We start from the raw sequence: 13,108 nt of genomic DNA, 5'->3' as shown, positions 1-13,108 counted from the left end.
AACAAGGTGCGGCGCTAGCGTCGCCCCAAGGAAAGGATTCGATCGGTATGGCCAGTCATGGCGAGGGCACTACGTGGTTGATACTCAACGGCAAGTCCGCGCAGCAGCCAGAGATCCGCAGCGCGGTGACGTCGCTGCGTGAGCGGGGGCACGAGCTTTCGGTGCGCGTCACCTGGGAGGGGGGTGACGGTACCCGGCTGGTCGACGAAGCGGTGGCGGCGGGCGCCTCCCGGGTGGTCGCCGGCGGCGGCGATGGCTCGATCAACGAGACCGTCGCCGGGCTGATGCGCCATCCGGCCGAGCAGCGTCCCGCGCTGGGTATTCTGCCGCTGGGCAGTGCCAACGACTTCGCCCATGGTCTCGAGCTACCGATGACCCCGGCGGCTGCGCTCGAGCTGGCGCTGACCGGCGATACCCGACGCGTGGATGTCGGCATGCTCGACGACGAGGCGTTCATCAACGTTGCCTCCGGGGGCTTCGGTGCCGAGATCACCACCTCCACACCGGTCGCGCTCAAGCGTCTGCTCGGCGGCGGTGCCTACTCGCTGATGGGCATGCTCAAGGCGTGGAACTACCAGCCGTTCGAGGGGCATCTGCGCTGGCCCAAGGGTGAGGCGCGGGTGCCGCTGTTCATGCTGGCGATCGGCAATGGTGCCCAGGCCGGCGGCGGCCAGCGGCTGGCGCCTTCGGCCCGGATCGACGATGGCCTGCTGGAGCTGCTGTTCGTGCGCCACTTCAGCTCGCTCGGCGAACTCAAGCGCATCATCGACGAGCTGGAGAATCTGCCCAACGACGGAGAGTTCGTCCGCTATCTGCGGGTGCCTTGGGTGGAGTTCGACAGTGACGGGGCTTTCCCGCTCAACCTCGATGGTGAGCCGCGCCGCTATCGCCGCTTCCGCGCCTCGCTCGAAGGTGAGGCGCTGCCGCTGGTGGTGCCGTCACGCTGCCCGTTGTTGAGAGATGACTGAGCGATGCCTAATAGCCCATTTCCAACCCCATCTGACGATGGGCGCCGGGGGCAGGGCAAAGCGAGGGTCCTTTGCCAGGGATGGCAAAGGTAGCGCCCAGGGAGGGGTTCACAGCGCCCTCGCGACGCCCTGCCACCGGATAGGCCCACGTCGTCTGATGGTTGTGAAAGGCGTTCCAAGAGATGACTGAGCGATCATTGGCCCCAGCTATCAGGAGAGCACGATATGGATGACTTCATGCAGGCGGCTATCGAGCAGGCGCGTCTGGGTCTGGAAGAGGGCGGCGTGCCGATCGGCTCGGTGCTGGTGCACGAAGGGCGTATCATCGGGCGCGGCCACAATCAGCGTCAGCAGCGCGGCAGCGCCGTGCTGCACGGCGAGATGGACGCGCTGGAGAACGCCGGGCGGCAGCCCGCCAGCGTCTATCGCAACAGTGTGCTCTACACCACGCTGTCGCCGTGTTCGATGTGCAGCGGGGCGATCCTGCTCTACGGCATTCCACGGGTGGTGGTGGGGGAGAACCGCACCTTCCTCGGCGAGGAGGCGCTGTTGCGCGAACGTGGCGTCGAGGTGGAGGTGCTCGACGACGCCAGCTGCCGCGAGCTGATGGCGCGCTTCATCGACGCTCACCCCGAGGTCTGGAACGAAGATATCGGCGAGAGCTGAGGCGGCCGGCGCCCGGCGACACCGGCATGAAAGGGTGTCCAGAAATGCGCTGCCGGTGAGCTCGGCGTCTACGCAAACGACGTGCATAAAAAAGCCCACCGCTAAGGTGGGCTTTCTTCTCAAGGGCGGGCTAACTCAGCCGCTGACCTTGATGTTGGCGGCCTGAAGGCCTTTCTTGCCCTGGGTGACGTCGAAGGTGACCTTCTGGCCGTCTTGCAGGGTCTTGAAGCCTTCTGCCTGAATTTCGGAGAAGTGTGCGAACAGGTCATCGCCGCCGTCATCGGGGGAGATGAACCCGTAGCCTTTGGTGTCATTGAACCATTTGACAGTGCCGGTTGCCATTGTCGATTTCCTTAACTTGCCTAGTAATGAAGCCGAGCACCCCCCACGGGAAGCTCGAAATGCGTGGTAAGACGAGGGGGGAATGCGCAAGAGGAGTTCGACGAGCGACTGACAACTGACGACATTCTACCTGCAAACCTACGCAGCGGATGATGCATGGGGGTCATTCTGACCGTCAAGCATTGCCGGCTTGACTTTGGTCGAGTGATCTCCATACCCCGCTAAAGCACCATAGATGGAAAAAACGTGCACGTCTACAGCCCTCCCGCGCCTTTTTTCCGGGGCGATCGCGGCACCGGGTATGGTTTTATTAACCCTTTTTAAGAAGTTGGCCATATGCATATGACGATTGGATTGCACCGCTCGCGGCAGGCTAGCGGAATCGACTGGCGAACGTCTGCCGCCACGACCCCCTTGCCGGCGCGCTAGGCAAGCGCAGGGTGCATGACGGCAGGGCTCTCGGGTAAGCTGTCGCTCACCGCGAGCCGTGCTCGCGGTATACGTGTTTGGACAGTTCAGGAGTTGTTCCCGTGGCACGAGGCGAAGTCGCACTCAACGACACTCACAGCAAGATCATCGGCTACCTGCTGTGGATCTTCGGTTTCACCGGTTCTCACCGCTTCTATTATGGCAAGCCGGTGACCGGTACCCTATGGTTTCTGACGCTGGGGCTGCTCGGCATCGGCTGGCTGATCGATCTGTTCCTGATCCCGGCCATGGATCGGCAGGCGGATCTGCGCTTCCGCGCCGGCCCGATCAGCTACACCCTGGCGTGGATCCTGCTCACCTTTCTGGGTGTCTTCGGTATCCACCGCATGTACATGGGCAAGTGGCTCACCGGTCTGCTCTATCTGGTGACCGGGGGCTTCTTCCTGCTCGGCGTGCTCTACGATTTCTGGACCCTCAACGACCAGATCTCGCTCAAGCACGCGCGCCGCGGTCTCTGACCCTGGCCGGTGCGGCCGCATCTCTTTTCAACATCACAGGGTTTCAAAGTTAAAGCGTTTCAAAGTTAAAGCGTTTCAACGTCACAGGGAGGTGACGCATGGCGGAGCGGCTGAAGCTCACCGCTATCTTCGACACCCTCGACGAGCGCGTCGAGGATGACACCATCACCCTCGGCGACATCGCCGAGACCTTCAATTCCCGCGGCTTCGGCCCGGTGGTGCTGATACCGGGGTTGATCGCGCTGCTGCCCACCGGCGGCGTGCCGGGGGTGCCCAGCCTGTGCGGGATCTTCATCGCGCTGATGGCGATCCAGCTGGTGCTCGGGCGGGGCGCGCCCTGGCTGCCCCGGCGGCTTGCCCAGCGGGGCATCAGTCACGCCCGCTGGCATCGCATCGCCGCGCGGGCCAAGCCCTGGACCCGACGCATCGACCGCCTGCTGCAGCCGCGCCTGACGTGGCTGCTGGGCAGCTTGACCCAGCGCCTGCTGGCCTTGCTGATGACCCTGCTGGGGCTGTCGATGATGCCGCTGGAGCTGCTGCCATTCGCGGCCGCGCTGCCGGCGCTGGCGATCGTAGTGATGGCACTGGGGCTGACCGCCGGTGACGGCCTGATGATGCTGGCGGGGCTGTTTATCACCCTCGGCGGCGGCCTCGGGCTGGGGATCTGGCTGCTGTAGTCTCTGCGCTCGGGAGCACAGCCATGCGATGCAGGCCCGGTGCTCTTGCCATCTTTGGCCAGGCCCTGCGCGGGTCGCAGGGCCTGGCCGACTCTCCTTCAGACCTCTAGCAGCGTTTCAGTTGCTGGCGATCAGGGTCGGGTCGTAGCGCCCCTGGCGCTCGGCCGGCGTCAGCATGGCCACGCCCTGGGTATCACCCTGCTTGGCGAGACTCTCGAAGATCACCCGATAGGCGAGCACCGCCTGCACGTAGTCGCGGGTTTCGCGGAACGGAATGCTCTCGACGAAACGGTCGAACTCCCGCGGGGCGCTGCTGAGCCAGCGGTCGACCCGCTGGGGGCCGGCGTTGTAGGCCGCGGTGGCGGCGATGCGATTGCCGCGATAGCGCTCCAGCATGCTGCGGATATAGCTGCTGCCGAGGCGGATATTGGTCTGCGGCTGGAACAGCTCGCTAGTGCTGGGCGCGGCGATGCCGAGCTGGCGCGCCACGTGATCGGCGGTCCCCGGCATCAGCTGCATTAGCCCGCGGGCGCCCACCGGCGACATCGCCTCGGGGTTGAAGGCACTCTCGCGGCGGGCGATGCCCATCAGCAGGAAGGGGTCGACCTGCTGGCGCTCGCCCCAGTGCAGGAAGGATTCGCGATAGGCGGCCGGGAAGCGCCACGGCAGGGCGTCCCACTGCTTGGCGGCGATGGTGGTCTGCACCGCCATGGCGTACCAGCCCTGGCGGATGGCGTAGTCGGCCAGGGCCGCGGCCTGCTCCGCGGTATCACGGGCGGCGGCGGTATACCACTCGCTGCGCGCCAGACCCTCCTCGCCGATGCGCATCAGCGCCTCGGTGCGCTGGACCACCGGCAGCATGTTGGTCAGCTCCTGCTGTAGCGGGGTGACATGGGTGTCACTCATCTGCAGATGGTAGGGCTGGCCCAGACGGTCAGCGGCGGCGAAGCCGAAGAAGCTGCGCTCGTTGGCCGCGTTCGCATAGGCACGTCGCGCAGCCTCGTCATTGCCCAGTGCCGCCTGGGCGCGCCCCAGCCAGTACTGCCAGTGGGCATCACCGCGCGCCTCGGCGGGCAGCGCCTGGGTCCAGCGCACCACGTTCTGCCAATGGCCCGAAGTCACCGCATTGCGGATGCGCAGCTCGATCAGATCGGCATCGGCGAGTCGCGGCAGGTTGGCGTCGACCCAGCCCTGGTTGTTGGCGACATCGCGAACCATGGAGTAGAACGCCAGATCGCGCTCGACGCTTTGACGCTGGGCGTCGCTCAGCGCGGCGTGCGGCGCGATCTTGCGCCACGCCTCCAGCGCGGCCTCGGTGTCGGCGCGGGTGAAAGCGTACATGGTGGCAGCGGTCAGCGCGCCGGCGGCGCCTTTCCCGGGCCCCAGGTCCTGCGGGATCTGGGTGACCGCGGCATAGTTGGCGCTGACGCGTTCGAACTGGGTGATGGCGGGCTGCCAGGCATCTCCCAGGCTGCGCTCGAGGTAGCTCACCAGGCCGCTCTGGCCGTTTTCCCAGGCCAGCATCATGCGCTCCCAGGTGTCCTCGTCGGTGAGCACGCCGCGCTGGGTGAGGGTGGCGAAGAGGGTATCGCAGGCGTCCGGCTGGGAGGCACCGACATGCCACAGCGCCTCGCCCCCGGCCGCGGCGCGGGCGGGGTCACGGTCGAGCAGGGCGGTATAGTAGTAGCACTGGCGAATGGCGCCATCGGGCTCGCCGTCGCTGATCGCCAGCAGGTCGGCGAAGCGACCCTGCTGACCGAAGCGCGTCTGTGCCGTGCCGCGCATCCATTCCGCCAGCGGCGAGTCGCCGTAGCGCGTGATGAAGGCGTTGACCTCGGCGGCGGAAGCGGTGCTCAGCCGCGCACGCAGGCGGTGATACTCGACGTAGCCGGCGAGCACGTGATCCTGGATCGCGGCCTGATCGATGGCGTCCCAGCGCTGGTCGCGTGCGGCGTCCAGCGCCTGCTTCATCACCAGGTCGTCGCTCGATGTGGCGGCCAGCGCCGGGGCTGCCAGGGCCAGGCCCAGGACACCGGCGAAACAGCGGCGCAGCCAGGGTTGGCGCTTGCCGAGACTACGCTGAAGAAATGCGGGCATTGCGAACTCTCTCGTCGGGTCGGTGCATCTCACGCCAGGCTAGACCGCCAGCGTGGATGTCGTGCGCCGGGGCGGCATGGCCGCGCCACCGCCTCCGGCGTTGAATCCAGGCACAATCGTAACCATGTATAGCCTCAGGGCGCCATTGCCCATCGCCCGATAAGCGGCGCTTTTCTCAAGGAGGCCGAGCGTATGACACCTTGGCGTTGGTTGACTCAACTCTCGCGGCTCAAGCAGCGCGGCGGCGCGCTGGCGCGTATCGGCCGGGCTTTCCGGGTATTCGGCCCGATGACCGCCGACGTGGTGCGCGGGCGCTACCGACCGGTGCCGTGGGCGGCCTTCGCCTGGATGGCCGCGGCGCTGGTCTATCTGGTCTCGCCGCTCGACCTGATCCCCGACTTCCTGATGGTGATCGGCCTGGTCGACGACGTTTTCATCGTCGGCTGGCTGCTTACCCGGGTCGATCACGCGCTCGACGGCTACCGGCGCTGGAAGGGCTGGGACGACGATCCCGCCGCGCCGCAGCGCGGTGGCTGAGAATCGCGGGGCCTGAAACGGCGGTGGTTGAAAAGCCACCGGCCACCCCCATATCGCTGATCGTCTTCATTTCCTTGGTCTTTTTACTTCGCAACCGTGTCAAGAGGCTCACCGATGACCACTGCCACTCAAGAAGAAACGCTCGGTTTCCAGACCGAGGTCAAGCAGCTGTTGCACTTGATGATCCACTCCCTGTACTCAAACCGGGAGATCTTCCTGCGTGAGCTGATTTCCAACGCCGCCGACGCCTGCGACAAGCTGCGTTACGAAGCGCTGGAGAACGACGCGCTCTACGGTCAGGACCCGGAACTCAGGATCGAGATCGAACACGATGCCGACGCCGGCACGGTTACCGTGCGCGACACCGGCATCGGCATGAGCCGCGACGAGGTGATCCAGAACCTCGGCACCATCGCCAAGAGCGGCACCGCCGAATTCCTCAAGCAGCTCTCCGGCGAGAAGCAGAAGGACGCCAAACTGATCGGCCAGTTCGGGGTCGGTTTCTACTCCGGCTTCATCGTCGCCGATGAGATGGTGGTGCGTACCCGCCGTGCCGATAGCGAGCAAGGCGTCGAGTGGCGCTCCAAGGGCGAGGGCGAGTTCACCATTGCCGATATCGAGCGCCCCGAGCGCGGCACCGAGATCGTGCTGCACCTCAAGGAGGACGCCAAGGAGTTCGCCGACGACTTCCGCCTCAAGAATCTGGTGCGCAAGTACTCCGACCACATCGATGTGCCGGTGCGTATGCCCAAGGTCGAGAAGGCCCGTGACGAAGAGGGCAACGAGATCGACGGCAGCGAGACCGTCAGCTGGGAGACGGTCAACGAGGCGACCGCGCTGTGGGTGCGGCCCAAGGCCGAGATCAGCGACGACGAGTACAAGGCGTTCTACAAGCACATCGCCCATGACTTCAGCGACCCGCTGACCTGGAGCCACAACAAGGTCGAGGGCAAGCTCGAGTACACCAGCCTGCTCTACGTGCCGGAGCGCGCGCCGTTCGATCTGTATCAGCGTGACGGCGTGCGCGGGCTCAAGCTCTACGTCCAGCGCGTCTTCATCATGGATGATGCCGAAGCCTTCCTGCCGCTCTACCTGCGTTTCGTCAAGGGCGTGCTCGACTCCAAGGATCTGCCGCTCAACGTCTCGCGCGAGCTGCTGCAGAAGTCGCCCCAGGTCGACTCGATGAAATCGGCGCTGACCAAGCGCGCGCTGGACATGCTCAAGAAGCTGGCCAAGGACAAGGAGGCCTATCAGACCTTCTGGAACACCTTCGGCAGCGTGCTCAAGGAGGGTCCGGCGGAGGACTATGCCAACCGCGACAAGATCGCCGAGCTGCTGCGCTTCTCGACCACCCACACCGACAGCAGCGTGCAGGATCAGTCGCTGGCGGACTACGTCGAGCGCATGAAGGCGGGCCAGCAGAAGATATACTACATCGTCGCCGACAGCTTCAACGCCGCGCGCCACAGCCCGCACCTGGAGATCTTCCGCAAGAAGGGCATCGAGGTGGTGCTGCTGCACGACCGCATCGACGAGTGGCTGATGAGCCATCTCACCGAATTCGACGGCAAGTCGCTGGCCGACGTGGCCAAGGGTGACCTGGACCTCGACGACATGGCCGACGAGGCCGAGAAGCAGGCTCAGGAGGAGACCGCCAAGGCCAAGGAAGATCTGGTCAAGCGGGTCAAGGAGGCGCTGGGCGAGGATGTCCAGGAGGTCCGTGTGACCCACCGGCTGACCGATTCACCGGCTTGCGTGGTGCTGCCCGAGCACGAGATGGGCTTCCAGATGCGCCGGCTGATGGAGGCCGCAGGCCAGACCCTGCCCGAGGTCAAGCCGATCCTCGAGCTCAACCCCGAGCATGCGCTGGTAGCGCGACTGGAGTCCGCCGACGGCGACCGCTTCAGCGATCTGTCGCGCATTCTGCTCGATCAGGCGGTGATCGCCGAGGGCGGTCATCTCGATGACCCAGCGGCCTACGTCAAGCGGCTCAACACGCTGCTGAGCGCCTGACCGTCCCGGCGCCGACCTCGCTCGGCGCCACGTCCGCTGGCTCGGCCGGCCCCGTTTCGGGGCCGGCCGAGTGCTTTTCGGGACCGAAAAAGTCACACCCTTAATGACGATTTTGCACGTTATTTACTCAACTTGGCGGCGAATTGCTGTTAGCCTGCTGCCATCTTTCCATACGAGGAGCGCCACCATGTCGCGATCCTTTTCCCCAGCCGGCGGGCGATCGACCCGCCGGCCGGGGCTCAGTCGTCGTGCTACCGCTCTGGCCTTGACTGCCGTACTGACCCTGGCGCAAGCCCCGTTTCCGATGTCGGCTCAGGCCGAACCGGCATCCGAAACTGCGCCCACCCTCTACAGTAGCGTCACCCAGCCAGCCCTGGACCCGGTCAGCGAGCTGCCCGATCTGCGCGAGTACAAGGCCGGCGCCAAGCGCAAGGCGGCCTTCCTCGGGCTGCTGGTGCCGCTGGTCCAGGCCGAGAATGCGCAGATCCAGCGCGACCGCAACTGGCTGTTCGCGATCAGCACCCAGGTCAATCCGCTGCGTGACGACGAGAAGGCGCGTCTGGCGCGGCTGTGCGACGCCTATGGGGTGAGCTGCAAACCGGGCCAGGTCAGCCCGGAGCTGCTCAGCCGGGTCAATACCATTCCGCTGGAGATGGTGGTGATCCAGGCCGTCGAGGAGTCCGGTTGGGGCACCTCGCGCATTGCCCGCGAGAGCAACAACCTGTTCGGCATGCGCTGTTTCTCGCCCGGCTGCGGTATCGCCCAGAACGGCACCTCGCGGCGTTTCCAGGTGTTCGACAGCGTGCGTGACGGCGTGCGCGCCTATCTGCACAATCTCAATACCCACGGCGCCTATTCCCAGCTGCGCCAGGAGCGCATGACGCTGGCCACGCGCGGACGCTCGATCTCCGCCGAGCGGCTGATCGGCAAGCTGCACAACTACTCCACCTCGCCCGACTATCAGCAGCAGCTGCTGGCACTCCTGCGCACCAATGGTGAGCTGATTCGCGATCACGGTCTGGATGCCAGCGACAGCGACGCCAGCCCCGCCTGATCCGGCCTTCACCACGGTGTCTTGCCACATCACGGTCTCGCCACGCCTCGCGCCGGCCCTCGGGCAGCGCCCGGCGGGGTCTGCCTGCGCTGCCGGCTGGTGGCAGGGCTGGCTGGTGTGCAGGGCCGCGGGGTGAGGGTGTAAGCTAGAGCGTCATCCCCACCACGATCCCGCCACTACACACCCCGCTTCGAGGAGGACGGCATGACGGCTGACAACGGTCTCGACGCGCTGGTTTTCGATAACGTCTGGTCGCGCTTCCCGGAGGACTTCTTTACCCGGGTCACGCCCAGCGTATGGGCCGAGACGCGGGTGCTCGACCTGAGCCCCACGGCGGCATTGCGCCTCGGCCTCGACCCCGAGGCGATCGACCGCGACCAGCTCACCGCGCTGATGAGCGGCGCGACCATGCTGCCGGGCATGGACCCGCTGGCGCAGAAATATACCGGGCACCAGTTCGGCACCTATAACCCGGCGCTGGGCGACGGTCGTGGGCTATTGCTGGGCGAGGCACTGACACCGCAGGGGCCGTGCGATCTGCATCTCAAGGGCGCCGGGCAGACGCCGTATTCGCGCTTCGGCGACGGTCGCGCGGTGCTGCGCTCGTCGATCCGCGAGTATCTTGCCGGTGAGGCGATGGCCGGCCTGCGTATTCCCACCACCCTGGCGCTGGCGGTGGCGGTCAACGGCGAGAAGGTGATGCGCGAGCGGGTCGAGCCCGGCGCCACCCTGCTGCGGCTGGCCGAGAGTCACGTGCGCTTCGGCCACTTCGAGTGGCTCTACCAGCAGAAACGCAGCGACGATCTCGCGCGCCTGATGCACCACGTGATCGAGCGTCATCGGCCGCAGCTCGCGGCCCAGCCGGCGCCGCTGGAAGCGCTCTATCAGGACGTGGTGACCCGCACCGCGGAGCTGATCGCGCGCTGGCAGGCCTATGGCTTCGTGCACGCGGTGATGAATACCGACAACATGTCGATCCTGGGACTGACGCTGGACTACGGCCCCTATGCCTTCATGGACCGCTACGACCCCCAGCTCACCCCCAACCACACCGACGCCAGCGGGCGCTACGCCTTCGACCATCAGCCCGGCGTCGCGCTGTGGAACCTCACCGTACTGGCCCAGTGCCTGACGCCGCTGATCGCCCCCGAGCGCCTGCGCGAGATCCTCGACAGCTACGAGCCGACGCTGCAGGCGGCCTACGCCATCCTTATGCGCGCCCGGCTGGGGTTGGAGGTCGAGCGCGAGGAGGACGGGTCGCTGATCGACGACTGGCTGGAGATGCTGGGGCGGGCGCAGGCGGATTTCCACCGTAGCTTCCGTGCCCTGTCCGAGAGCGATGTCGCCGGTGGGCTGGTGCTCGGTGAAGAGGTCGCTGATTCCCAGCTCGATGAGTGGCTTGCGCGCTACCGGGCACGTCTCGCGCATGAGTCCCGCGGCGACACCGAGCGGCTGGCGGCGATGCGCCGGGTCAACCCGCTCTACGTGCTGCGCACCCACCTGGCGCAGCAGGTGATCGAAGCGGCCCAGGCCGGCGATGCCGAGCCGTTGCGCACCTTCCGCGAGCTGCTGGCGTCGCCGTTCGAGGCACGCCCGGGCATGGCCGCCTGGGCCGAAGCGCCGGCGGCCAGCGCGCCGCCGGTGTGCCTCTCCTGCTCCTCCTGAGCCTATCGCGAGCGCTTCCTGAGCCTGTCTCGAGTTCGCCTGCGCCAGGTCCCGCCCGGGACTTGGCGCAGAGGCTTCCAGCCCCGGTAATTTTCCCCTGACCCTTCCTCTCCATGATGGCGGCGCGCAGAAAGCCGCCAATTGGGACGAATAAGGGATGCGTTATGGCATCGATAAATCATTCCCAGGGTCTGTTTTTTATCTTTTTAATCAATGGTTTGTCTTGTATTTCAAGCATAACGATTCAGTTATGGTCACCATAAAATATTGAGCGGGTTGGTTTTTCTGCGTGCGTCTTGATCCCGCCGTCGGCTTTATCGAACACTTGGGCTCATTCAGGCGCTCTCCCTTGCGCCAGTGGCGCTGCTGAACGGCCGTCGATCGGCGTTCGGCGGCACCGCAGGTGCGGGGGAGAGCGCCCTTATCTCGACCCCACAGGAGAACCGACGCATGGCCGATCGAGCGATGCCGTGTCCGTTTTGGCGCTGCGCAGGGCTTGCCCCGCGCGGCCTGGCCGAATCCGACCTGAGCGGCGGCGTGGCGCCGTCGCTGTGCGAGGTGGCGGCATGAGAATTGGCGCCCCCAAAGAGATTGCCAAGGGCGAGGCGCGGGTCGCCCTGACGCCCGAGAGCGCGCAGCAGATCCAGAAACTCGGGCACGAGTGCCTGCTCGAGCGCGGCGCGGGTGTCGCCGCCGGTTTCAGCGACGATGCCTATCAGGCGGCCGGGGTGACCCTGGTCGACGATGCCGCAGCGCTGTGGGAATCCGCCGAGGTGGTGATCAAGGTACGCGAGCCCCTCGATGCCGAGATCGAGCGGCTGCGCGAGGGGCAGACGCTGATCGCCTTCTTCTGGCCGGCGCAGAACGAAGCGCGCCTGGCGCGTTGCCGTGAGAAGGGCGCCACCGTGGTGGCGATGGACATGGTGCCGCGTATCTCGAGGGCGCAGAAGATGGATGCGCTCTCGAGCACCGCGAACATCGCCGGCTACCGCGCGGTGATCGAAGCCGGCAACCAGTTCGGGCGCTTCTTCACCGGTCAGGTCACCGCCGCCGGCAAGGTGCCGCCGGCCAAGGTGTTGGTGCTCGGCGCCGGCGTGGCCGGGCTTGCCGCCATCGGCACTGCCACCAGCTTGGGGGCGGTGGTGCGCGCCTTCGACGTGCGCCCGGAAGTCGCCGAGCAGATCGAGTCGATGGGCGCCGAGTTCCTGTTCCTCGACTTCGAGGAGAGCCAGGACGGTTCGGGCAGCGGCGGCTACGCCTCGCCTTCGAGCCCGGAGTTCCGCGAGAAGCAGCTGGCGCTGTTCCGTGAGCAGGCCCCTGAGGTCGATATCGTCATCACCACCGCGCTGATTCCCGGGCGCCCGGCGCCCAAGCTGTGGCTCGAGGAGATGGTGGCGGCGATGAAGCCGGGCTCGGTGATCGTCGATCTCGCCGCCGAGAAGGGCGGCAACTGTGATCTGACGGTGATGGACGAGCGGATCGTCACCGACAACGGCGTGATCGTGGTGGGCTATACCGACTTCCCCTCGCGCATGGCGACCCAGGCATCCCTGCTCTACGCCACCAACATTCGCCACATGCTCACCGATCTGACGCCGGAGAAGGATGGCGTCATCGTCCATGACATGGAAGATGACGTGATCCGCGGCGCCACCGCCACGCATGCCGGCGAGATCACCTTCCCGCCGCCGCCGCCCAAGGTCAAGGCGATCGGCGCGGCCAAGCCAAAGGCCAAGCCCAAGGAGCCGACGCCGGAGGAGAAGCGCGCCGCCGAGCACGCCACCTTCCTTGCCCAGACCAAGCGTCAGGTCGGCCTGCTGGCGGCCGGGGGCGTGCTGATGTGGCTGCTGGGCATGGTCGCGCCGGCCTCGTTCATGCAGCACTTCATCGTCTTCGCGCTGGCCTGCTTCGTCGGTTTCCAGGTGATCTGGAACGTCAGCCACTCGCTGCACACGCCGCTGATGGCGGTGACCAACGCCATTTCGGGGATCGTGATCCTGGGGGCGATCCTGCAGATCGGCTCGGGCAACTGGCTGGTCGGGCTGCTCGCGGGTATCTCGGTACTGATCGCCTCGATCAACATCGTCGGGGGCTTCCTGGTCACCCGACGCATGCTCGCCATGTTCCAGAAATCCTGACCCG

The 13,108-nt window shown here is 66.0% G+C and carries 11 protein-coding genes; 9 read left to right on the top strand and 2 right to left on the bottom strand.

Annotated features, from left to right (window positions below; translation table 11 throughout):
* Positions 1–47: 47 nt before the first annotated feature.
* Together yegS and J0A90_RS03875 are read left to right on the top strand one after the other, a co-directional pair.
* The gene (yegS, locus tag J0A90_RS03880; RefSeq protein WP_207037012.1) at positions 48–968 is read left to right on the top strand and encodes a lipid kinase YegS; all 921 of its coding nucleotides are present in this window, start codon (positions 48–50) and stop codon (positions 966–968) included.
* Positions 969–1,193: 225 nt separating this feature from the next.
* Entirely contained in the window at positions 1,194–1,634 is a 441-nt protein-coding gene (locus tag J0A90_RS03875) for a nucleoside deaminase (RefSeq protein WP_207037013.1), read from the top strand.
* 135 nt (positions 1,635–1,769) lie between these two features.
* Here the strand turns inward: J0A90_RS03875 and J0A90_RS03870 are convergent, their stop codons facing one another.
* On the bottom strand, positions 1,770–1,976 hold the full coding sequence (locus J0A90_RS03870; RefSeq protein ID WP_035471072.1) for a cold-shock protein: 207 nt from the start codon (positions 1,974–1,976) through the stop codon (positions 1,770–1,772).
* Between the two features lie 530 nt (positions 1,977–2,506).
* Here J0A90_RS03870 and J0A90_RS03865 point away from each other — a divergent pair.
* Both J0A90_RS03865 and J0A90_RS03860 read left to right on the top strand, forming a co-directional pair.
* Positions 2,507–2,923, top strand: coding sequence for a TM2 domain-containing protein (locus J0A90_RS03865; protein ID WP_035471070.1), 417 nt, complete (start codon positions 2,507–2,509; stop codon positions 2,921–2,923).
* Positions 2,924–3,021: 98 nt separating this feature from the next.
* Entirely contained in the window at positions 3,022–3,600 is a 579-nt protein-coding gene (locus J0A90_RS03860) for an exopolysaccharide biosynthesis protein (RefSeq protein WP_207037014.1), read from the top strand.
* A 117-nt stretch (positions 3,601–3,717) separates the two neighbouring features.
* Here the strand turns inward: J0A90_RS03860 and J0A90_RS03855 are convergent, their stop codons facing one another.
* On the bottom strand, positions 3,718–5,697 hold the full coding sequence (locus J0A90_RS03855; RefSeq protein WP_207037015.1) for a transglycosylase SLT domain-containing protein: 1,980 nt from the start codon (positions 5,695–5,697) through the stop codon (positions 3,718–3,720).
* A gap of 192 nt (positions 5,698–5,889) precedes the next feature.
* Between J0A90_RS03855 and J0A90_RS03850 the strand changes: the two genes are divergently transcribed.
* From J0A90_RS03850 to J0A90_RS03830, 5 genes are all read left to right on the top strand, one after another.
* Positions 5,890–6,234 (top strand): YkvA family protein, encoded by a 345-nt coding sequence (locus J0A90_RS03850; protein WP_207037018.1) that lies wholly within the window; start codon positions 5,890–5,892, stop codon positions 6,232–6,234.
* 114 nt (positions 6,235–6,348) lie between these two features.
* Entirely contained in the window at positions 6,349–8,247 is a 1,899-nt protein-coding gene (htpG, locus tag J0A90_RS03845; protein ID WP_207037020.1) for a molecular chaperone HtpG, read from the top strand.
* Positions 8,248–8,434: 187 nt separating this feature from the next.
* Positions 8,435–9,301: a glucosaminidase domain-containing protein gene (locus J0A90_RS03840; RefSeq protein ID WP_233076476.1), complete on the top strand. Its 867-nt coding sequence runs from the start codon at positions 8,435–8,437 to the stop codon at positions 9,299–9,301.
* Between the two features lie 204 nt (positions 9,302–9,505).
* Complete coding sequence (locus J0A90_RS03835) at positions 9,506–10,966, top strand: YdiU family protein (RefSeq protein ID WP_207037022.1); 1,461 nt, start codon at positions 9,506–9,508, stop codon at positions 10,964–10,966.
* Positions 10,967–11,532: 566 nt separating this feature from the next.
* Positions 11,533–13,104, top strand: a complete 1,572-nt coding sequence (locus J0A90_RS03830) for a Re/Si-specific NAD(P)(+) transhydrogenase subunit alpha (protein WP_207037024.1) — start codon at positions 11,533–11,535, stop codon at positions 13,102–13,104.
* The last annotated feature ends 4 nt before the right edge of the window (positions 13,105–13,108 follow it).

Origin of the sequence: Salinicola sp. DM10, assembly GCF_017306975.2 — a bacterium.
Taxonomy (GTDB): Bacteria; Pseudomonadota; Gammaproteobacteria; order Pseudomonadales; family Halomonadaceae; genus Salinicola.
The sequence above is the reverse complement of the archived record's forward strand: the minus strand, read 5'-3'. Positions and strand labels throughout refer to the sequence as shown.

Excerpts from the sequence above, each read along its gene's own strand:
- J0A90_RS03870 (WP_035471072.1), bottom strand. The coding sequence starts at position 1,976 with ATGGCAACCGGCACTGTCAAATGGTTCAATGACACCAAAGGCTACGGG.
- J0A90_RS03875 (WP_207037013.1), top strand. The coding sequence starts at position 1,194 with ATGGATGACTTCATGCAGGCGGCTATCGAGCAGGCGCGTCTGGGTCTG.
- J0A90_RS03855 (WP_207037015.1), bottom strand. The coding sequence starts at position 5,697 with ATGCCCGCATTTCTTCAGCGTAGTCTCGGCAAGCGCCAACCCTGGCTG.
- yegS (WP_207037012.1), top strand. The coding sequence starts at position 48 with ATGGCCAGTCATGGCGAGGGCACTACGTGGTTGATACTCAACGGCAAG.
- J0A90_RS03835 (WP_207037022.1), top strand. The coding sequence starts at position 9,506 with ATGACGGCTGACAACGGTCTCGACGCGCTGGTTTTCGATAACGTCTGG.
- J0A90_RS03840 (WP_233076476.1), top strand. The coding sequence starts at position 8,435 with ATGTCGCGATCCTTTTCCCCAGCCGGCGGGCGATCGACCCGCCGGCCG.
- J0A90_RS03830 (WP_207037024.1), top strand. The coding sequence starts at position 11,533 with ATGAGAATTGGCGCCCCCAAAGAGATTGCCAAGGGCGAGGCGCGGGTC.
- htpG (WP_207037020.1), top strand. The coding sequence starts at position 6,349 with ATGACCACTGCCACTCAAGAAGAAACGCTCGGTTTCCAGACCGAGGTC.
- J0A90_RS03860 (WP_207037014.1), top strand. The coding sequence starts at position 3,022 with ATGGCGGAGCGGCTGAAGCTCACCGCTATCTTCGACACCCTCGACGAG.
- J0A90_RS03850 (WP_207037018.1), top strand. The coding sequence starts at position 5,890 with ATGACACCTTGGCGTTGGTTGACTCAACTCTCGCGGCTCAAGCAGCGC.